General features: G+C 72.2%; 19 protein-coding genes and 1 pseudogene. 17 read left to right on the plus strand and 3 right to left on the minus strand.

The features are described from left to right. Positions 1 to 96, minus strand: a pseudogene (locus ABZT93_RS39470) (sugar ABC transporter permease); the annotation flags it as partial. Positions 97 to 116: 20 nt separating this feature from the next. Between ABZT93_RS39470 and ABZT93_RS39475 the strand changes: the two are divergent. Beyond that, positions 117 to 1613 carry an FAD-binding protein gene (locus tag ABZT93_RS39475; RefSeq protein WP_356113834.1) on the plus strand — a complete coding sequence of 499 codons (1497 nt, stop codon included), beginning with the start codon at positions 117 to 119 and terminating at the stop codon, positions 1611 to 1613. Between the two features lie 62 nt (positions 1614 to 1675). Here ABZT93_RS39475 and ABZT93_RS39480 read toward each other — a convergent pair whose 3' ends face one another. Beyond that, the gene (locus ABZT93_RS39480; RefSeq protein WP_356113800.1) at positions 1676 to 2008 is read right to left on the minus strand and encodes an antibiotic biosynthesis monooxygenase family protein; all 333 of its coding nucleotides are present in this window, start codon (positions 2006 to 2008) and stop codon (positions 1676 to 1678) included. Between the two features lie 111 nt (positions 2009 to 2119). On the opposite strand from ABZT93_RS39480, the gene ABZT93_RS39485 reads away from it, so the two are divergent. From ABZT93_RS39485 to ABZT93_RS39535, 11 genes are all read left to right on the plus strand, one after another. Beyond that, the gene (locus tag ABZT93_RS39485) at positions 2120 to 4951 is read left to right on the plus strand and encodes a DEAD/DEAH box helicase (RefSeq protein ID WP_356113836.1); all 2832 of its coding nucleotides are present in this window, start codon (positions 2120 to 2122) and stop codon (positions 4949 to 4951) included. Beyond that, complete coding sequence (locus ABZT93_RS39490) at positions 4948 to 6267, plus strand: hypothetical protein (protein ID WP_356113803.1); 1320 nt, start codon at positions 4948 to 4950, stop codon at positions 6265 to 6267. Before ABZT93_RS39485 ends, ABZT93_RS39490 begins: the two co-directional genes overlap by 4 nt. A gap of 189 nt (positions 6268 to 6456) precedes the next feature. Continuing rightward, the gene (locus ABZT93_RS39495; RefSeq protein WP_356113805.1) at positions 6457 to 7935 is read left to right on the plus strand and encodes an AMP-binding protein; all 1479 of its coding nucleotides are present in this window, start codon (positions 6457 to 6459) and stop codon (positions 7933 to 7935) included. 1 nt (position 7936) lies between these two features. Continuing rightward, positions 7937 to 8200 carry an acyl carrier protein gene (locus ABZT93_RS39500; protein WP_356113807.1) on the plus strand — a complete coding sequence of 88 codons (264 nt, stop codon included), beginning with the start codon at positions 7937 to 7939 and terminating at the stop codon, positions 8198 to 8200. A 2-nt stretch (positions 8201 to 8202) separates the two neighbouring features. Continuing rightward, positions 8203 to 9246, plus strand: a complete 1044-nt coding sequence (locus ABZT93_RS39505) for a hypothetical protein (RefSeq protein WP_356113809.1) — start codon at positions 8203 to 8205, stop codon at positions 9244 to 9246. After that, positions 9239 to 10069, plus strand: a complete 831-nt coding sequence (gene trpA, locus ABZT93_RS39510; protein WP_356113811.1) for a tryptophan synthase subunit alpha — start codon at positions 9239 to 9241, stop codon at positions 10067 to 10069. The genes ABZT93_RS39505 and trpA overlap by 8 nt, the downstream gene beginning before the upstream one ends. Positions 10070 to 10074: 5 nt before the next feature. Beyond that, positions 10075 to 10452: an ectoine synthase gene (locus ABZT93_RS39515; RefSeq protein ID WP_356113813.1), complete on the plus strand. Its 378-nt coding sequence runs from the start codon at positions 10075 to 10077 to the stop codon at positions 10450 to 10452. Beyond that, complete coding sequence (locus ABZT93_RS39520; protein ID WP_356113815.1) at positions 10449 to 11588, plus strand: acyl-CoA dehydrogenase family protein; 1140 nt, start codon at positions 10449 to 10451, stop codon at positions 11586 to 11588. Before ABZT93_RS39515 ends, ABZT93_RS39520 begins: the two co-directional genes overlap by 4 nt. A 50-nt stretch (positions 11589 to 11638) precedes the next feature. Beyond that, positions 11639 to 12334, plus strand: coding sequence for a transglutaminase-like domain-containing protein (locus ABZT93_RS39525; RefSeq protein WP_356113817.1), 696 nt, complete (start codon positions 11639 to 11641; stop codon positions 12332 to 12334). Further along, positions 12334 to 13002, plus strand: a complete 669-nt coding sequence (locus ABZT93_RS39530; RefSeq protein ID WP_356113819.1) for an N-(5'-phosphoribosyl)anthranilate isomerase — start codon at positions 12334 to 12336, stop codon at positions 13000 to 13002. Before ABZT93_RS39525 ends, ABZT93_RS39530 begins: the two co-directional genes overlap by 1 nt. Next, complete coding sequence (locus ABZT93_RS39535; protein ID WP_356113820.1) at positions 12999 to 13715, plus strand: indole-3-glycerol-phosphate synthase; 717 nt, start codon at positions 12999 to 13001, stop codon at positions 13713 to 13715. The genes ABZT93_RS39530 and ABZT93_RS39535 overlap by 4 nt, the downstream gene beginning before the upstream one ends. Positions 13716 to 13745: 30 nt before the next feature. Here the strand turns inward: ABZT93_RS39535 and ABZT93_RS39540 are convergent, their stop codons facing one another. Continuing rightward, a complete protein-coding gene (locus ABZT93_RS39540) occupies positions 13746 to 14339 on the minus strand; it encodes a DUF2269 domain-containing protein (protein WP_356113822.1) in 594 nt (197 codons plus the stop codon). A 126-nt stretch (positions 14340 to 14465) separates the two neighbouring features. Here ABZT93_RS39540 and ABZT93_RS39545 point away from each other — a divergent pair, with 126 nt between their 5' ends. From ABZT93_RS39545 to ABZT93_RS39565, 5 genes are all read left to right on the plus strand, one after another. Beyond that, positions 14466 to 15239: a TetR/AcrR family transcriptional regulator C-terminal domain-containing protein gene (locus tag ABZT93_RS39545; RefSeq protein ID WP_356113824.1), complete on the plus strand. Its 774-nt coding sequence runs from the start codon at positions 14466 to 14468 to the stop codon at positions 15237 to 15239. A 115-nt stretch (positions 15240 to 15354) separates the two neighbouring features. Continuing rightward, positions 15355 to 16227 (plus strand): NAD(P)H-binding protein, encoded by an 873-nt coding sequence (locus ABZT93_RS39550; protein WP_356113826.1) that lies wholly within the window; start codon positions 15355 to 15357, stop codon positions 16225 to 16227. After that, positions 16224 to 17285 carry a zinc-binding dehydrogenase gene (locus ABZT93_RS39555; protein ID WP_356113828.1) on the plus strand — a complete coding sequence of 354 codons (1062 nt, stop codon included), beginning with the start codon at positions 16224 to 16226 and terminating at the stop codon, positions 17283 to 17285. The genes ABZT93_RS39550 and ABZT93_RS39555 overlap by 4 nt, the downstream gene beginning before the upstream one ends. Positions 17286 to 17327: 42 nt before the next feature. Continuing rightward, the gene (locus tag ABZT93_RS39560) at positions 17328 to 17771 is read left to right on the plus strand and encodes an ester cyclase (RefSeq protein WP_356113830.1); all 444 of its coding nucleotides are present in this window, start codon (positions 17328 to 17330) and stop codon (positions 17769 to 17771) included. 26 nt (positions 17772 to 17797) lie between these two features. Continuing rightward, on the plus strand, positions 17798 to 18685 hold the full coding sequence (locus ABZT93_RS39565; protein WP_356113832.1) for an MBL fold metallo-hydrolase: 888 nt from the start codon (positions 17798 to 17800) through the stop codon (positions 18683 to 18685). Positions 18686 to 18840 lie beyond the last annotated feature (155 nt).

Consider the following 18840-nt stretch of genomic DNA (forward strand, 5'->3'; position numbering starts at 1 on the left):
GTTGGCGGTGCCGAGGCCGCCGGAGGTGATCGTGAAGACGGCGTCGAAGTTCTGGACGATGTAGATCGAGCCCAGCAGGGCGCCCAGCTCCAGGTGGCCCGGCCGGGCCGGTCGACATCACGCCGGGCGATCCCCGCTACGAGAAGCTCGCGACCCGCGGCCTCAACAAACGGTTCACCGCGCGCCCCGCGGCCTTCCGCGTGGCCGCGACCACCGAGCAGGTGGTCCGGGCCGTCGGTGAGGCCGCCCGGTCCGGCCGACGCGTCGCGGTGCGCAGTGGCGGACACTGCTACGAGAACTTCGTGGGCGACCCGGCCGTCCGGCTGGTGATCGATCTCGGGGAGATGAACGCCGTCACCTACGACCCCCGCATGCGTGCCTTCATGGTCGAGGCCGGTGCGCGGCTGATGGACGTGTACCGGACGCTGCACGGCACCTGGGGCGTCACCCTGCCCGGCGGTGCCAGCGCGACCGTCGGCATCGGCGGGCACATCGCGGGTGGTGGATACGGGGCGCACTCCCGCAGGTTCGGTGTCGCCGCCGACCACCTCCACGCCGTCGAGGTCGTCGTCGTCGACGCCTCGGGCCGGGCCCGTTCCGTGGTGGCCACCCGCGAGCCCACGGATCCGCACCGCGAACTGTGGTGGGCCCACACGGGCGGTGGCGGCGGCAACTTCGGTGTGGCGACCCGCTACTGGTTCCGCTCTCCCGGCGCCACCGGCGACGACCCCGCCCGGCTGCTCCCGCGCCCGCCCACCGAGGTTCTCTCGAACGCGGTGATCTACCCGCGTGAGGGCATGGACCGAGCGGCCCTGCGCCGGCTGGTGCGGAACTTCGGCCGGTGGCACGAGCACAACAGCGACGCCGACTCACCGTACGCCGGGCTGTACGGCGGTCTGGTGCTGCTGAGCCGGCTCAGGGAGAACGACCCCGGCCAGAGCGCTGTCAGTTTCACCCACCTCGACGGCACCCGGCCCGACGCCGAGCGCCTGCTGGAGCGGTATGTGTCGGCCGTGACGGAGGGCGTAGGTGTCACCCCCTACATCACCGAGACCGTCCGGGACCCCTGGTTGACCGCGACGACCGCGCTCGCCGAGTCCCAGGACGTCGACAAGGGCCGCCAGAAGATCAAGTCGGCCTATCTCCGCCGTTCCTTGACGGACCACCAGATCGACGCCCTGCACACGCATCTCGACAGCGCCGACCACACCAGCGAGGCGGCACACGTGTCACTGCAGTCCTACGGCGGCCGGATCAACTCCGTGCGGCCGTCGGCCACCGCCACCGCGCACCGGGACGCGATCATCAACGTCATCTTCACCAACACCTGGCAGGATCCCGGGGCCGATGCCGAGAACATCGGATGGCTGCGCCGCGTCTACCGCGACGTGTTCGCGGAGACGGGCGGCGTTCCGGTGCCGGGCCGGGGTGTCGGCGACGGCTGCTACATCAACTACCCGGACGTCGACATGGCGGATCCCGAGTGGAACACCTCGGGGGTGCCCTGGCACCGGCTGTACTACAAGGACAACTATCCGAGGCTCCAGCGGGTCAAGGCCGCCTGGGACCCGCGGAACGTGTTCGGGCACGCGTTGGGTGTACGACCCGTTTGACCGGGGCGACGCGACAAGGAGGGGCGGCACAACGTGCGCCGCCCCTCCTCAGCGCGCCCGGCTCAGGACGGAACACGCTCCGGGAACGGCGTGTAGAGGTTCGGTTCACTGTTGCTCAGCGCGCGCAAAGCGGTGCGGTGAGCGCCGAATTCCGGCTGTTGAAGCGCCCGGCGGAAGGACGGCTCGTCCTCCCAGTCGGCCACGTTCACATAGCGGCCGGGCTCGTCCACGTGGCGCAGCAGGCGATGGCGGACGAAGCCCGGCTGAGCGGCGAAGAACTCCGAGGTGCTGTCGAAGACGCGCTCGAACTCCTCGACTGAGCCGGTGACTTCGAACCGATTGATTAGTGTGATCACGCAGAGTTCCTTCTGGGAGACACCGGGTTTTCCGGCCACCGTCGCAGATGGCCCTTGAGTGGCCGTGGAACGCGGGTGGGCCGCGATACACGGGATCGGAAAAGCAGGATCAGAAAAACGGGATCGGGAAAGCGGAAAGCGGGACCAATGATGTGGATTACGCGTGAGCACGCCGGACGGCTGGCGCGGTGTGCGGTCGCCTTCGAGCCGGGCGACCCGGCCCGTACGGGTCGTATGGCCTTCTGGGCCCCGGAGGGCGTGGGTCCACCCGGCGTGCCCTGCGGCGTCGCGGGGGAGGCCGAGCTCGCCACCGCCGAAGGGCTGCGTAAGGTCCCCGTCTTACGCCTCTCCGTGAGCGACGCCCTGCCGGTCCTGGCCCTGGCTCGCCGCGAGTACGGCGGCGAGGGCGGCGACGACGACGCCGTCCACCCGGCAGCGGCCTTCTGGGGTGCCGCCACTGCGCTCGCGCTCCATCTCGCCGCCCGCGAAAGGCTGTTGCCGGGGGTCTCCGCCGACGGTTACGACGCCTGGCGGGCCGGCCCCCTCGATCCCGAGGACGTGCTGCGGCTGCGCGCACTGGCCGCCACCGCGCCACCGGAGGCACTCGCCGTGCCCGTCCCGGGCAGCGCACTGCTGCCGCGGCCGGACGGGGTGCTGCGCGCCTTCCTCGACGCCGTTGTCGACACCCTGCCGCGTACCGCGGCCGCCGAGGCCGCGAGCGGCCGTGCCGCGTTCGCCGCCGCCGAGCCCCAGCACGTACCGCAACTGCGGGCCTGGGCGGAGGAGATCGCGGTCGGCGTCGACTCGGGCGTACGGGTCTCGCTGACCGTGCGGCTGGTCCACGGCGCCGACGGCGTGCCCTACGGACAGGTCGTGCCCCTGGTCTCCGATCTCGCCGACCCGACAGTGGAACTGACCTCCTCGGACCTCTTCGACGGCGCCCCGCACGCACTGGGACCGCTCGCCCAGGCCGAGACGGTCCGCGCCGTGCGGCGCGCCGCGACCGTATGGGAGCCGCTCGCGCGGCTGCTCCCCGTGCCACGTGAACTCGACCTCGACGACGAGGAGTTCAGCCTGCTGCTGAGCGGCGCGGCGGCGCGGCTGCGGGCGCACGGCGTCGACGTACGGTGGCCCGACGAGGCGAACCACCGGATGACCGCGCGGGCCACGGTCGGCGCGGATCGCGTCCCGCCCTCCGATCTGCGTTCCTTCCTCGGCGGCGACGGCACCGTCGCGCTGCGCTGGCAGCTCTGCCTCGACGGCGATCCGCTCACCGAGGAGGAGACCGCGGCCGTCGCCGAGGCGGGGCGACCGGTGGTACGGATACGCGGCCACTGGACGTTCGTCGGCCCCGAACTCACCCGCAAGGCCCGGGCACGCGATCTGCGGCCCCTCACCGCCGTCGAGACGCTCGCTGTCGCCCTCACCGGATACGCGGAAATCGGCGGCGAGCAGGTGCCGGTCGCCGACGGCCCCTGGCTGCTCGCCCTGCGTGCCCTGCTCCGCGACCCCGCCGGTGGCACCTCCGTCGGGCAGCCGACCGCGCTCGCCGCGACCCTGCGCGGCTACCAGCTGCGCGGCCTGGACTGGCTGGCCCGGATGACCTCGCTCGGTCTGGGCGGATGCCTCGCCGACGACATGGGCCTGGGCAAGACGATCCAGCTCATCGCGCTCCATCTGTTCCGCCAGGAGCACGAGGGCAGCCGCGCCCCGACCCTCGTGGTGTGCCCGGCGTCGCTGCTCGGCAACTGGGAGCGGGAGGTCCGCAGGTTCGCCCCCGGCACAGCCGTACGCCGCTTCCACGGCACCGGCCGCAGCCTCGACGGAGCGGACACCGGCTTCGTCCTCACCACCTACGGCACGATGCGCCTGGACACCGAGCGGCTCAGCGGGCACCGCTGGGGCATGGTCGTCGCGGACGAGGCCCAACACGTCAAGAACGCGTCCTCCGCCACGGCCAGGGCGCTGCGGCTGATCCCGGCGGACGCGAGGATCGCGCTCACCGGCACCCCCGTGGAGAACAGCCTCTCCGAACTGTGGGCCATCCTCGACTGGACCACCCCGGGCCTGCTCGGCACCCACGGCCAATTCCGCCGTCGTTGGATCGCCCCGGTCGACGCCGAGCGGTCCGCTTCCGGCATCGCGGATCCGGGCACCGGCACCACCGCCGGGCGCCTCGCCGCTCTGGTCCGGCCGTTCCTGCTGCGCCGCCACAAGTCCGACCCGGGGGTGGCGCCCGAACTGCCGCCCAAGACCGAGACGGATCGTCCGGTGCCGCTCACCGCGGAACAGACCGCCCTCTACGAGCAACAGGTGCGCGCCGTCATGGACGAGATCAGGTCGTCCGGGGGAATCGCCCGCAGCGGACTGGTCCTCAAGCTGCTCACCGGCCTGAAACAGATCTGCAACCACCCCGCCCAGTTCCTCAAGGAGGACGAGCCGAAGCTGGCCGGCCGCTCCGGCAAGCTGGCCCTGCTGGACGAGCTGCTGGACACGATCCTGGCGGAGGACGGCGCGGCGCTGGTCTTCACCCAGTACGTCGCGATGGCCCGGCTGCTGGAACGGCATCTGCGGGACCGGGGCATTCCCACCCAGCTGCTGCACGGTGGGACGCCCGTGGCCAAGCGGGAGGAGATGGTCCGCCGCTTCCAGGCCGGCGAGGTTCCCGTCTTCCTGTTGTCGTTGAAGGCGGCGGGGACAGGCCTCAACCTGACCCGGGCCGACCATGTCGTGCACTACGACCGCTGGTGGAATCCGGCCGTCGAGGCCCAGGCCACGGACCGGGCGTACCGCATCGGCCAGACCCGGCCGGTGCAGGTGCACAGGATGATCGCGGAGGGCACGGTCGAGGACCGGATCGCGGCGCTGATGGAGGCCAAGCGGGAGCTCGCCGACGCGGTCGTCGGCAGTGGTGAGCAGGCTCTGAGCCGGCTCGGGAACGACGAGTTGGCGAACCTGGTCGAGCTGAGGAGCGCGGGATGAGCGAGGAATACGACGACCGGGCCCGGGGCTTCACCGCCTTCCCGCCCCGCAAGGGCGGTCGGCCCCGCGGCCAGTCCTGGTGGGGCGGGGCGTGGACGGAGTCGATGGAGGACGGCTGGCCCGACGAGGATGTGCTGAAGAAGGGACGGGCCCTTGCCCGCTCCGGCCGCCTCGGCCCCCTCTCGGTCGCCCCGGGGCGGGTCGCCACGCAGGTGTACGGCGGTGCGGACGAGCCGTACACCGTGAGCCTCGAACTCCCTGAACTGGACGACGACCAGTGGGACGCGCTCTGGGAGCGGACCGCGGACCGGCCGGCGGAGACAGAGGCGCTGCTCGCCGGGGAGCTACCGCCCGATCTGCTGGAGGCGGCCGAGGACGCCCGGCTGGGGCTGTTGCCCGGCTACGGGGAGCTCGGACCGGACTGCGACTGCGACGAGCCGGACCATCCGTGCGTGCACGCGGTCGCGCTCGGCTACCAGTTCTCCTGGCTGCTCGGCGAGGAGCCGCAGCTCCTGCTGCTGGTACGGGGGCGGGAGTGGTCAAAGGCGCTGGAGGAGCTGAAGTCCGTCCTCCTCGTACGGGCCATGACCGAGGCCGACGACCCTGCGGACCCGGAAAGCACCGCGGACGGCAAGGACGCCGAGGATGACGCGGTCGAGGAGGGCGAGGGGCGCCCGGGCGCCCGGGCCACCGGGGCGGTCGAGGGGATCCCCATCGCCGAGGCGTACGCCCGCCCCGTCGTTCCCCTCCCCGGGCTCCCGCCCCTGCCCGAACCGCCGGAGGGGAGCACCGAGCCGGTCACCGGCATCGAGGCGGATCCGCTGGAGCGGCTCGTCACCGACGCGGCCGTACGCGCGCGTGAACTGCTCTTGTACACCCTGGGGTTGATCGGCGAGCCGCCCCGGCCGCTCGACGTGTGGCAGGACACCGTACGGATCGCCGCCACCCACCCTGACCCCCAGGTACCCCGGCGGCTTCGGGACTCCTGCGGCAGGCCGGACGAGCTGGACCGGGCGGCCGAGGCCTGGCGGTTCGGCGGCGGCGCCGGACTGGAGGTGCTCGAAGAGGCGTGGGAGCCCCCGCGGTCCGAAGTCGCCCGGGCCCGTACGGCGCTTTCGACGGGCTGGGAGGACGACGAGTCGCCCGACCTTGTCGTCCGTGACAATCGCTGGACGCTGTCCGGCCGTGGGCTGCAGCTGAGATACGGGCGCGACGGCCGCTGGTACCCGTACCAGGAGCGGTCCGGCACCTGGTGGCCCGCCGGTCCGCCGACGCACGACCCGGCCCTCGCGCTCGCCGCGCTCCTCGGCGACTGAGAAAGCCCCCGCCCCACCGACGGCGGTCGGCCCGCCCCCTTCAGCAGGGGCGCGGGCGGGCCGCCGTTTCGCACGTCCGGCATCCGGCGCCCGCCGAGCCAGGCTCCAACGATCCTCCAGGTACCGAAACCACCATGAGGATCACCTGGTTCGTCGGACATGCGCCGAACCGGACCGGAGGGAGACAACGTGGACGGCACCATCGCCGCAGGGCCGCGTTCGTTCGTCGACGACATCGTGGACCACGCCCGGCGGAACCCGGAGGCGACCGCCCTGGTCTGGCGGGGGCACACGGTCGGCTACGGGGCACTGCTCAGGCGCGCGCAACGGGAGCGGGACCGGCTCATCCGGATCCCGGCGGACGGGCCGGTGGCCCTCCCCGCGGTCAAGTCGCCCCTGACTCTCGCCCTGATCCTGGCCTGTCTCCTGGCCCGGCGCCCGCTGCTGCTGCCCTCGCCGACCCTCGGGGAGGACGTCCTGGACCGACTGTACGAGCAGGCGGGGGTACGTCTCGTACTCAGCCCGAGCAGACCCGCCACGGCCCGGCCGGTGCGACGCCCCGACCGCACCGACCTCGACGGAACCGCCCTGCTGCTCACCACCTCCGGCTCCACGGGCCTGCCCAAGACCGTGCCGCTGGGGTTCCCCGCGCTGGACCGTTTCACGGCCTGGGCCGGCGAGACCTTCGGCATCGGCCCGGGCACGACCGTGCTCAACTACGCGCCGCTGAACTTCGACGTGTGTCTGTTGGACGTATGGACGACGCTCGCCCGCGGCGGCCGGGTCGTCCTGGTCGACGCGGATCGCGTCACCGACGGCGGCCGTCTCCTCGACCTGGTCGAACGGGAGCGGCCCGAGGTGGTCCAGTCGGTGCCGGTGTTCTACCGGCTGCTGGCCGACGCCGCCCGCGACAAGGGCCGTACGCTCCCGTCCGTCCGGCACGCGATCTTCACCGGGGACACCATGCCCGCCCCGGTCCTGGCCGCGGTCCCGGGGCTGCTGCCGGCCGCCCGGCTGTACAACGTCTACGGCTGCACCGAGACCAACGACAGCTTCCTGCACGAACTGCGCGGTGCCCCGGACCCTGGCCGTCCGCTGCCGCTCGGGCAGCCGCTGCCCGGCGTCCGGGCCCTGCTCGTCAGCGGTGACGGCCACGTGCTGGACGGGCCCGGCACCGGTGAGCTGTACGTCTCCACCCCCTTCCAGAGCGAGGGCTACCTCGGAGCGGCGGCCGACTCCGGCGCGTTCGTCCCGCATCCGGAAGGGGCCGACACCCGGCGCTGGTTCCGCAGCGGCGACCTGGTGCGCCGCTCGGCCGACGGGGTCCTCACCCTCGTCGGACGTACCGACTTCCAGGTCAAGGTTCGCGGGGTACGGGTCAACCCCCAGGAGGTCGAGCACCTGCTCCTGGCACACCCGGGCGTCGCCGAGGCGACCGTGCTGGCGCTGCCCGACCCGGTGTCCGGGCGGACTCTGCACGCCGTGGCCCGCCGCGCCCCCGGCTCCGGGCTCGACAGCCTGACCCTGCGCGGGCACCTGGCACGCGGACTGTCCAGGGCCGCGATCCCCTCGACCCTGCTGATCACCGACGCGCCGCTGCCCCGGACCGCCACCGGAAAGGTCGACCGGGAACGCGCCGTACGGATCCACTTCACCAAGGAGAGCTGACATGCCATACGCCCAGGCCATCAAGGAATTCGTGGTCGAGGAGTTCCTGCCGGACGTGTCCGCGGGGGAACTGGACGCCGACTACGACCTGCTGGCGAACGGGGTGATCGACAGCCTGGGGCTGCTCAAGGTGATCGCCTGGATCGAGGACCGGTACGGCATCGACACCGACGAGGTCGACCTGCGACCGGAGTCGTTCAACTCGGTGGCTTCGATCAACGCGTTCATCGCTCACGCGTCGCCGCGACCGACGAGGAACGCGTAGCCGTGCACGACGCTGTCATCGCGCTGCTCCGGCAGGACCGGCCCGTGGAGCTGCCGGTCTGGCGGTCGTTCTGGGACCGGCTTCACGACGGCGGGCTGCGCCGGGGCGAGTCGGTGGCCCTGCTCGCCTCACTGTCCACGCGGATGCCGGACCGCGTCACCCTGACCGCCCTGCTGGACTCGCTGGCCGAGCGGCTTCCGGCCGCCGGGTCCGGCGAGGCGGGCGACGTCGGTGCCGCGGTCAACATCGTGGGGACCGGCGGGGGCCCGAGCACCTTCAACGTCTCCACGGCTGCCGCGATCGTCGCCGCCGCCATGGGGGTCCGGGTGGTGAAGACCGGCTCGCGCGCCTACACCGGCAGCCTCGGCTCCGTTGACCTGCTGGAGCGGCTCGGGGTACCCCTGACCTCGTCGTACGAGGAAACCCACGCGTCCCTGGAGCGGCATGGCATCGCCTTCGCCGGGGCCTTCGTCTACCCGCCCGAACTCGCCCTGCTCGCCCGCAGTGTGCTGCCCCTGGACAGCAGGAAGCTCGGCGGTTTCGTCAACGCGCTCGGCCCGTTCCTCGCCCGGCTGCCCGTCCGGGCCCAGCTGACCGGTGTCGCGGACCGGCGGCTGCTGACCGGGCTGCGGCACGCCGCCGCACACCTGGCCCGGGGCGGCAAACGCTCGGTATGGCTGTGCGTCAACGAGGCGGGCGCGGACGAACTCCTGAGCTTCCGACCGAACCGGGTGTACACCTACGAGGGCGCGGAGGAGGACGAGTTCGTCCTCGATCCCGCGCGGCTGGGCCTCTCCTCCGGCTCCCTGGACGGTCTACGGCCCGCGGGCGGCGATCCCGTGGCGTACTTCCGCGAGGTGCTGTCGGGCCGGTGCTCCCCGGCGGCCGAGGAGACCGTCTGTCTGAACGCCGCCGCGCTCGCCGTGGCCGGCCGCCTCACCGGCGACTGGCGCACCGCGCTGGACACCGCACACGAGGTGGTCCACAGCGGCCGGGCCCTCGCCCTGCTCACGCTGCTGCGCTCGGAGACGGCCGCCCATGCCTGAGTTCTTCGCCCGCCGCCGGCCCGGTCGGCCAGGACTCGCGGTGTTCCTCAACGCCGGTGACCCGCCGCTGGCCGAGCTGCCCCGACTCACCGCCATGCTCGACGAGAACGAGGTCGACTGTCTGGAACTGGCCGTGCCGTTCCCCGGCTCGGCCACCGACGGGCCCGTCGTCCGGGCATCCGCCGACCGGGCGCTGGCCGGCGGGGCTACGCTCCGGACGGTTCTGGACGCCGTGGCGTCCGTACGGCCCGGGCTACGCCGGCTTCGGATCGCGCTGCTCGCCGACTGGAGCCACAGCGTCAGGGGCACCGGGCCCGGCGACTTCGCCGCGGCCGTCCGTGACGCGGGCTGCGACGGACTGCTGCTGCACGGGGTGCCGCCCCGGGTGCGCGCGGCCCACTACGAGGCCGTACACCGGGCGGGACTGCCGCTCGTCACGACCTGCTACGCCGTTTCCGGCCCCGACGCCGTGGCCGAAGCGGCGGATCACGCCTCCGCCTATCTGTACCTGGTCGCCCACTACGGCCGCAGCGGAACCACCGCGGCCCTGGACCAGGAGCGGCTGGGGGCGGTCATCGCCACCCTGCGTTCCACCGCGTCCGCCCCCGTGGCCGTCGGCTTCGGGGTCAGGACGGGCGGCGACCTCGCGCTGCTCGACGCGCTCGGCGCCGATGCCGCTGTGGTCGGCAGCGCAGGGGTGGCCCGTATCGCACAGGCTCGCGCCGCCGGGCGGGACCCCGTCGAGGAGTTCCGCTCCTTCGTACGGGAGCTGCGCTCCCCCGGCCCGCACGCACACCGGCCGACGGCCACGAGAGAGGAATGACGTCCATGATCGTCCGTAAGCTCGAAGAGGTCACCTGCGTCGACTGGGGAAACGGTCTCAGCCGCCGCTTCCTCACCCAGCACGACGGCGTCGGTTACACCGTCACCGACACGATCGTCCGCGCGGGCACCAAGTCCCGTCTGGAGTACCGCAACCACCTGGAAAGCTGCTACTGCATCTCGGGCAGCGGCGAGGTGATCGACACCGCCGGCACCGTCCACCCGATCACCCCCGGCACGCTCTACGCGCTCGACCGTCACGACGCGCACTGGCTCGTCGCGCACCCGGAGGAGGACCTGCGCCTGGTATGCGTGTTCTCCCCCGCGCTGCGCGGCGACGAACGCCACGACCTCGAGTCGTCCGGCTACTCCCACTACCGATGACCGACTGGACCGCGGACCAGCGGGCGCTGCGCGAGGGCCTGTCGCCCTGGCTGGAGAAACTCAACGCCGGCCACCTGGAACGCGACGCGGCCGCCTCGTTCTCGCACGACGGCTGGCGGATCCTGGCCCGGACCGGAGTGCTCGGGCTGCCGTTCGAGGAGAAGTGGGGTGGCCTCGGCCAGTCACTGCTGACGACCATGTACGTCCTGGAGGGGCTCGGCGAGGGCTGCCGGGACGCCGGGCTGAACTTCTCGGTCTGCACCCATCTGGTCAGCACCGGTGTGCCGCTGCAGCGCTTCGGCTCACCGGCCCTCAAGGAGCGCTATCTGCCCCGGCTCTGCTCGGGCGAGCTGATCGGCGCCCATGCCATCAGCGAGCCCGACAGCGGTTCGGACGCGCTCGCGATGCGGACCAGGGCGGTGCGCGACGGCGACGACTACGTGCTGAACGGCAGCAAGGCCTTCGTCAGCAACGGGCCGGTCGCCGGCCTGTTCACCGTCTACGCCCGCACCAGCGACCGCCCCGGCCCGCTCAGCGTGACCGCGTTCCTGGTGGAACGGGACACTCCGGGGCTGCGGGTCGGCGCACCCGTCGCGAAACTGGGCCTGCGCACCTCCCCGTTGGGCGAGCTGTCCTTCGAGGACTGCCGGGTGCCCTCGTCCCGGGTCCTGGGCCGGCCCGGCGGTGGCTTCCTGGTGCTCGACCATGTGATGCGCCGGGAGATCCTCTGCTCCTTCGTCGTCAACGCGGGCGAGATGCGGCACCGTGTCGCCCGTTGCGTCGAGTACGCGCGCACCCGAACCCAGTTCGGCCGGCCCATCGGCTCGTATCAGGCCGTCTCCCACAAGATCGTGGACATGGAGATCGGGGTGGAGACCGCCCGGCACTGGCTGTACGGCACCGCCCAGCGCATGGCGGCCGGCGAGAACGTCACCCGGGACATCGCCATGGCCAAGCTCGTCACCAGCGAGGCGAACGTCGCTTCCGCCCTCGCCGCCGTGCAGATCTTCGGAGGCAACGGCTATATGACCGAGTTCGGCATGGAGGCGGAGTTGCGCAACTCGGTGGGTTCGACCATCTACTCGGGGACCTCCGAGATCCAGCGCAACCGCGTCGCGGCCCTGCTCGGCCTGTGACCGACCGGCCACCGCCCGAACCTTAGACCCGACACAGGAGTGACCTCACCGTGACGACCCACCACCGCGAGGATCCCGGCACACTGCGCGCCACCGCCTTCCTCGACCACGCCTCGCCCGAGGTCCGCGGCTTCGTCGCCGACGCGCTGCCGGCCTCGGCCACCACCCCCGCGGCCCGGGCGGTCGCGCTCTACTACGCGGTGCGCGACCGCGTCCGCTACGAGGTGTACGGGGCGGACCTGTCCCGCACCGGGCTGCGGGCAAGCGCGGTGGCGCGGACCGGCTCCGGCATGTGTCTGCACAAGTCGGTGCTGTACGCGGCCGGCCTGCGCTCGCTCGGCATCCCGGCCCGGCTCGTCCTGGCCGACGTACGCAACCATCTGGCCTCCGGGCGGCTCAAGTCGCTGATCGGCGGTGATGTCTTCCACATGCACTGCCTCACCTCCGTGCGCCTCGACGGCCGCTGGGTCACGGCGACGCCGGTGTTCAACAAGGCACTGTGCCGGCTGTACGGTCTGGCGCCGCTGGACTTCGACGGCACCGCCGACAGCCTGTACCACCCCTTCGACCTGCGGGGCCGCCGGCACATGGAGTTCCTGCGCCACCACGGGGAGTTCGACGACCTGCCCTATGAGCGGGTGGTCGCCGAGCTGAGGACGGCTCACCCGGGACTGCTGAGCGCGGACGGCAGCGGATTCGCCGAGGGCTCGCTGGTTCGGGAGGCCGAGCCCCCGGCAGCCGGGTAGTGCTCGTCAAGTTCTGCGGTGCGACCTCCGCGGCCGAGGTGACGGACCTGGCGGCGGCCGGGGCCGATCTCGTCGGCCTGTGGCACGGCGTGCCGGGCGGCCGGTCCGAGCTGACCGCCGACCGGCTCGGCGAGCTGGCCGCAGTCGCCCTGGGCACCGGCCGGCTGCGGCCGGTGCTGGTCACGTTCTCGTCCGACACCCAGGCGCTGTCGGCACTGCTGGCGGCGGCCCGGGTGCCGTGCGTGCAGTTGCACGGCTTCCAGCCGCCGGGCACGGTGCGCGCGCTGCGCCGAGAAGGACCGCCGGGCCTGGAGATCGTCAAGGTTCTCCATCTGCGGGACGGGTCCTGCCTGGAGGAGCGACTGACCGGGGCGTACGAGCGGGCCGGCGCCGACTGCTTCCTGCTGGACGCCGTCACCTCCGAGGGCCGGATCGGCAGTACCGCGCAGCCCTTGGACGACGCGGTCGTGACCGCTCTCGCCGACCGGACCGGGCTGCCCTTCCTGCTGGCGGGCGGTCTGCACGCGGGCAACGCGCACGATTTCGCGGGCGCCCGCGCGCACCCGCACTTCCTCGGTATCGATGTCGATTCGGCGGCGCGCGCCGAGGACGGGCTCCTGCGAGCCGCCCGCGCGCGAGCCGTCTCTCACGCCTGGAGGACCGCGTGAACGCCCCCTTCACCGACGCGCTGGCCGTGGCCTCGAGGCCACTGATCATGGAGGTCAAGCTGCGGGACGCAGACGGCCGGGAGCTGCTGGGCGCCCGTGGGGTCGCTGAGACGGTGGAGCGGTTCGAGGCCGCGGGGGCGCCCTGTCTCTCGGTGGTCACGGGGCGCTGGTTCGGCGGCACCGAGGGGCTGCTGGAGGAAGTCGCCTCCCTCACCTCGCTGCCGCTGCTGCGCAAGGACTTCGTCACCAGTCGGCGCCAGCTGGAGCGGACCCGCGAGCTGGGCGCCTCAGCCGTTCTGCTGACCGCGAAGGTGCTGCCGGGCGCGGTACTGGCCCGGCTGACCGATCACGCCCTGGAGCTGGGGCTGACCCCGTTCGTGGAGGTCGCCGACGAAGCGGACGTGGCGCTCGTGGCACGCGGACCGCGGTGTGTGGTCGCGGTCAACAACAAGGACATCGCCACCCGCGAACGCCTCCCGGGCGACCCGACACGCAGCCGGACCCTGCTGCCCGCCGTACGTTCCACGGGTACCCGTTGCCCGGTCAGCGCGAGCGGCATCGACGCCCCGGCGACAGCGGCCCGCCTCCTGGACGAAGGCTTCGCCGGCCTGCTCATCGGCACGGGGGTGCTGCGGGCCCCCAGCCTGACGGCCTGGTGCGCCGAACTCGACGCCGCGCGGGGGGCCCTGGCCGACGGCCGGTCGGCGCGCTGATCCGCACCTCGACCGGCCCCGCCGCGCGCCTCAGCCGCGCCTGCCGGCGGTCTGGGCGCGGCGGCCCCGGGCGGTGCGTCCCCAGGGCTTGTAGACCGAGACCACGGCGGCGACGGTGAGCAGGACGAACAGCAGGGGGACGCTCCACAGCAGGAAGTCGCCGGCTCCGCCGGGATCGGGCGGGCCGTCACCCACATCGGCCGTCCGCTCGCTCGCGGTCATGACGATCGGGTGGATCACGAACCAGGCGAAGATCGTCATGAACAGGGTGATGACCCATTTGACGACGATCCACCAGTGCAGCAGCAGGCCCCACTTGGTGCCGCAGGAGAGCAGGATGCCGGTGATCGCGGCGGTGACGCTGAAGACCGTCACGCTGGTGTCGTCGAACACGTACATCGCGTAGTAGACGCCCTTGGCGACGGCGGCGTCGTCGGTGGTGTACCCCATGATCGCCAGGACCACCATGGAGAGCGAGAGGCCCACCCAGCCGACCGAGGTCACCACGTGGATGGCCAGCGTCAGTTTCCGCGCTCTGCGGCCGAGTTCGAACTTTTTCTTCTTCGTGGGATGCTGCCGGGGCGTGCCGGGCTTGGTGGTCGTAGCGGGGACGGAAGCGGACAAATCAAACGCCTCGCCTTCTACTGGCTCGGGGTGCGCGTCCCTGGCGGACGACAAACTCTTTACGGTGTACAGAAAACTCTTTACAGCGTACAGGACTACCATCCCGATGTGAGGTCAGGAACCGGAATGGCGAAAGGAAACGGCCGGATGGACCCGGCGCGCGCCCTGGCTCTGCTGTGGCGCAGGGAGCGCGAGCCCGACCCGCCCGCTCGCGGCCCTCGCCAAGGACTGACGGTCGACCGCGTCGTGCGGACCGCGATCGCCGTCGCCGACGCCGAGGGCCTGGGTGCCCTGTCCATGCGCAAGGTCGCCGAGCCGCTCGGCGTCTCCGCCATGTCGCTCTACACGTATGTGCCGGGCCGCGCCGAGCTGGTCAACTGCATGCTCGACGAGGTCCTCGGCGAAGCGCCCTCGCTGGAGGGCGCCGACGGCTGGCGGCAGGCGCTGGAGCGCTACGCCCGGGGCAGCATGGACATCGCCCGCCGCCATCCCTGGGTACCCCCCCTGGTCTCCTCCCGGATGTTGATGGGCCCCCACGAGACCGCCTTGTGGGACGGCGTGCTCGGTGCCCTGACGGGGGTGGGCCTGGACGAACGGGAGATGCTCGCCGTGGTCCAGCTGCTCAACGGCTATGTGCGCGGCGCGGCTCAGCAGTCCGCCGACGCCGAGCACGACGCCCGGCGTTCCGGTCTGACGTACGAGGAGTGGTACGAGCAGACCGGGCCACTGCTTGAGGAGATGGTCACCGCCGACCGCTACCCGTCCCTGACGAGGGTCTGGAGGTCGGGCGTCTTCGAGGAACCCGGCGAGGGCCTCGGACCCGACGGCGGCTTCGAGTTCGGGCTCCAACGGGTCCTCGACGGCATCGAGCAACACATCGACGAGCGCGCCGCCCGCTGAGCGACGCCCCCCTGCTCGAGTGAGACTCCGCACACCCTCCAGACCGGTTTCCGATCCTTGTCGCGCAACGGACGAATGAGCCTCGGAGAGCTGAGGCCGACAGGGCGGAGCAGGCGTGACAGTTCTGGTGACAGGAGCGACAGGATCCGTGGGCCGCCTGGTGGTCGGCCACCTGGTCGCCGCGGGCGTAAGGGTGCGTGCGCTGACCCGGCACCCGGCCACCGCCGCGCTGCCGGACGGGGTCGAGGTCCGGGAGGGCGACCTGCGGCAGCCGGACACCCTGCGCGCGGCGCTGTACGGCGTGGAGCGCCTCTACCTCTTCCCGGTTCCGGAGACCGCCCGCGAGGTGGTCGCCGCCGCCAGGGAGGCCGGCGTGCGCCGGATTGTCGTCCTCTCCTCGTCCTCCGTACTGGACACCTCGGGTGGCAACCACAGCGGGGAACACCACCGTGCCGTGGAACGCGCCGTCGAGGAGGCGGGCGTCGAGTGGACCTTCGTACGTCCCGACGAGTTCGCGGCCAACGTCCTGTGGAAGTGGGCCGACTCCATCCGCACCGAGGGCGTGGTCCGCGCCCCGTACGGAAACGCCGCACGGGTGCCGGTCCACGAGGCCGACATCGCCGCCGTGGCCGCGATCGCGCTGCTGGAGGACGGGCACGTGGGACAGGCCTACGTCCTGACCGGGCCCGAGGCGATCACACAGGCCGATCAGGTGCGGGCGATCGCCGAGGCCACCGGCCGCCCGATCGCCTTCGAGGAGATCACTCCCGATGAGGCCAGGAAGGCCATGGAGACGGTCATGCCCGCCCCGGTCGTCGAGATGGTGCTGCGCTACCTGGCCGACGCCGTCACCGACCAGCCCGTCCCGGTGGACACCGTCGAGCGGATCACCGGCCGCCCGGCCAGGACGTTCGCCCGATGGGCGGCCGATCACGCCGCCGACTTCACCCCGCGGCACACCCCACGACCCGAGGAGCCGACGGCATGACGACCGAGACCGCCGAACCCGCAGGACCGGCCGAGGCTGCGGACGACGCCAACGCCTTCGTCCGGATGACCGGCAGCGGAGACCCCGAGCGGCACCTTGTCCCCGGCAAGGGTGAGCGCCCGGTCGCCGGACGCGGCAACGTGGTCGTCCGGGTCGAGGCCGCGGGCGTGTCGTACGCCGAGGTGCAGATGCTCCAGCACCTGCACCCCTTCCCGCCCGCCTTCCCGTTCGTCCCCGGCTACGACCTGGTCGGTCGCATCACCGAGGTCGGCCCGGGCGTCACCAGCCGGCGCGTCGGCGACCGCGTCGCTGCCATGCCCCGCCACGGCGCCTGGCAGCGGTACGTGAGGACGCCCGCCAGGACGCTCGCCACGGTGCCGGAGAACCTGGACGCGGCCGTCGCCGTGGCCCTGGTCACCAACGGGGTGACCGCCTGGCAGATGCTGCACCGGACGGCCGACGTGCGGCCGGGCGACACCGTCCTGGTACACGGCGCCAGCGGTGGCGTCGGCACCCTGCTCACCCAACTCGCCGTGCACCACGGGCTGAGCGTCCTCGGCACCGCCTCACCGGCCAAACACGACGCGGTCCGCGCGCTGGGCGCACACCCCCTCGACTACCGCGCGCCCGATCTCCCCGCCCTCATCAAAGAGCGGGCCCCCGGTGGCGTACGGGCCGTCTTCGACCACGTCGGCGGGCGCGGCCTCGACGACAGCTGGGCCCTGCTCGCCCCCGGGGGCACCCTGGTCTCCTACGACTCCTCCGTCGCCGGCCACGAACCCGGACAGTGGTTCCGCCCGCACGTCCCGGCCCTGCGGCGCACCGCGCGGCGCTGGGTGGCCCGGCGTCTGGGGCTCACCCGCGGCCGGCGCATGTCCATGTACTACGTCAAGCCCGGCAAGAACTTCAACGCAGACCTCGCCGCCCTCTACCGGCTGGCCGCCGAGGGTGTCCTGCGGCCCGAGATCGCCGACCGCCACCCCCTGGACGGTGCCACCGTCGCCGTGCGCGCCCTGCTCGACGGCGGCACCGTCGGCAAGCACGTACTGCTGCCCTGACGCCCCAACAGACAACCCCCCTGCTCACAAAAGGAGTTCGACATGCCCACCACCCTGACCGAGAAGTCCACCCAGGAGCGCAACAAGGAACTCGCCCTTTCCATGGTCGCCAGCTGGAACCGCTGGGAACTCCAGGGCATCATCAAACACTGGGCCCCGGACATCCAGCACTTCTCCGAGGACCGCCCGGTCTCCTCGAAGGCCATGGTCAGGGCGATGGAGGGCGGCCTCGCCGCCTTCCCCGACCTGCACCTGGACGTCAAGAGCATCATCGCCGAAGGGGACCGGGTCTGCCTGCGGATCACCGTGACGGCCAGTCAGCAGGGCGAGTTCCTCGGCAAGGCTCCGAGCGGCACCGAGGTGACCTGGTACATGCTGGAGGAACTTCGCTTCGACGACGCCGGCCGGGTCATCGAGCACTACGACGTCTTCAACTACCTGCCGATGCTCAAGAAGCTGGGCCTCGCTCCGGCAGACGTGCTGTGACCTCCGCGGTCCGAACCGTCCCGCACATGACCGAGGTCGCCGACGGGGTCCACGCCTACATCCAGCCCGACGGCGGCTGGTGCCTGAACAACGCGGGGCTCATCGTGGGCGAGGGCGGCGAAAGCCTGCTGGTGGACACCGCGGCCACCGAACTGCGGGCCCGGCTGCTGCGCACCGAGGTGCTGCGCCGGTCCGGGACCCCGCCGCGCACCCTGGTGAACACGCACTTCCACGGCGACCACACCTTCGGCAACTCGCATTTCCCCGAAGCGCTGATCGTCGCCCACGAGCGCACCCGCACCGAGATGGCCGCGGCGGGGCTGCACCTCACCGGCCTCTGGCCCGACGTGCGCTGGGGCGACCTCGAACTGACCCTGCCCCACCTCACGTACCAGGACTCGCTGACGCTGCACATCGGAGGGGTGCGCGCCGACCTGGTCCACCTCGGGCCGGCGCACACCACGAACGACACCGTCGTCTGGCTGCCCGAACGGCGCGTGCTGTTCACCGGCGACCTGGTGATGTCCGGCGTCACACCGTTCTGTCTGATGGGGTCGGTCTCCGGGTCGCTGCGGGCCATGCGACGGCTGCGCGCCTTCGGCGCCGAGACCGTTGTCCCCGGCCATGGACCGGTCGGCGGCCCCGAGCTGATCGACCACAACGAAACGTACTTCCGCCGGCTCGACGAGCTGGCCCGCCACGGCGTCGCCGCCGGCCTGACCCCGCTTCAGCTCGCCCGCAGGACCGAACCCGGGCCGTTCGACGGACTGCTCGACTCCGAACGGCTGGTGGCGAACCTGCACCGCGCCTACGCGGAGGTGCGAGGAGCGGCGCCCGGCAGTCCCCTCGATGTCGGTGCCCTCTTCAAGGAGATGTCCGCGTTCCGTGGCAGTTATCCCGACTGCCACGCCTGACCACGAAAGGAGTTCGATTCACCTGAAGCACATCAGGTCTCTTGCGGTCGCCGGCAAGGACTCCGGATCACGGTTCATCTCCTGTTGACCGGAATCAGAGGTGCCCCGGGCCGGCGGTGGGGCGGGGCGGGGGACCGCGGGGGGTTCCGGGGGAG

Origin of the sequence: Streptomyces sp. NPDC005303, assembly GCF_040607335.1 — a bacterium.
Taxonomy (GTDB): Bacteria; Actinomycetota; Actinomycetes; order Streptomycetales; family Streptomycetaceae; genus Streptomyces.

Bases quoted from the DNA above. Each gene is read 5' to 3' on its own strand.
- ABZT93_RS39485 (WP_356113836.1), top strand. From the start codon at position 2,120: ATGTGGATTACGCGTGAGCACGCCGGACGGCTGGCGCGGTGTGCGGTC.
- ABZT93_RS39490 (WP_356113803.1), top strand. From the start codon at position 4,948: ATGAGCGAGGAATACGACGACCGGGCCCGGGGCTTCACCGCCTTCCCG.
- ABZT93_RS39500 (WP_356113807.1), top strand. From the start codon at position 7,937: ATGCCATACGCCCAGGCCATCAAGGAATTCGTGGTCGAGGAGTTCCTG.
- trpA (WP_356113811.1), top strand. From the start codon at position 9,239: ATGCCTGAGTTCTTCGCCCGCCGCCGGCCCGGTCGGCCAGGACTCGCG.
- ABZT93_RS39515 (WP_356113813.1), top strand. From the start codon at position 10,075: ATGATCGTCCGTAAGCTCGAAGAGGTCACCTGCGTCGACTGGGGAAAC.
- ABZT93_RS39520 (WP_356113815.1), top strand. From the start codon at position 10,449: ATGACCGACTGGACCGCGGACCAGCGGGCGCTGCGCGAGGGCCTGTCG.
- ABZT93_RS39545 (WP_356113824.1), top strand. From the start codon at position 14,466: ATGGCGAAAGGAAACGGCCGGATGGACCCGGCGCGCGCCCTGGCTCTG.
- ABZT93_RS39555 (WP_356113828.1), top strand. From the start codon at position 16,224: ATGACGACCGAGACCGCCGAACCCGCAGGACCGGCCGAGGCTGCGGAC.
- ABZT93_RS39560 (WP_356113830.1), top strand. From the start codon at position 17,328: ATGCCCACCACCCTGACCGAGAAGTCCACCCAGGAGCGCAACAAGGAA.
- ABZT93_RS39565 (WP_356113832.1), top strand. From the start codon at position 17,798: ATGACCGAGGTCGCCGACGGGGTCCACGCCTACATCCAGCCCGACGGC.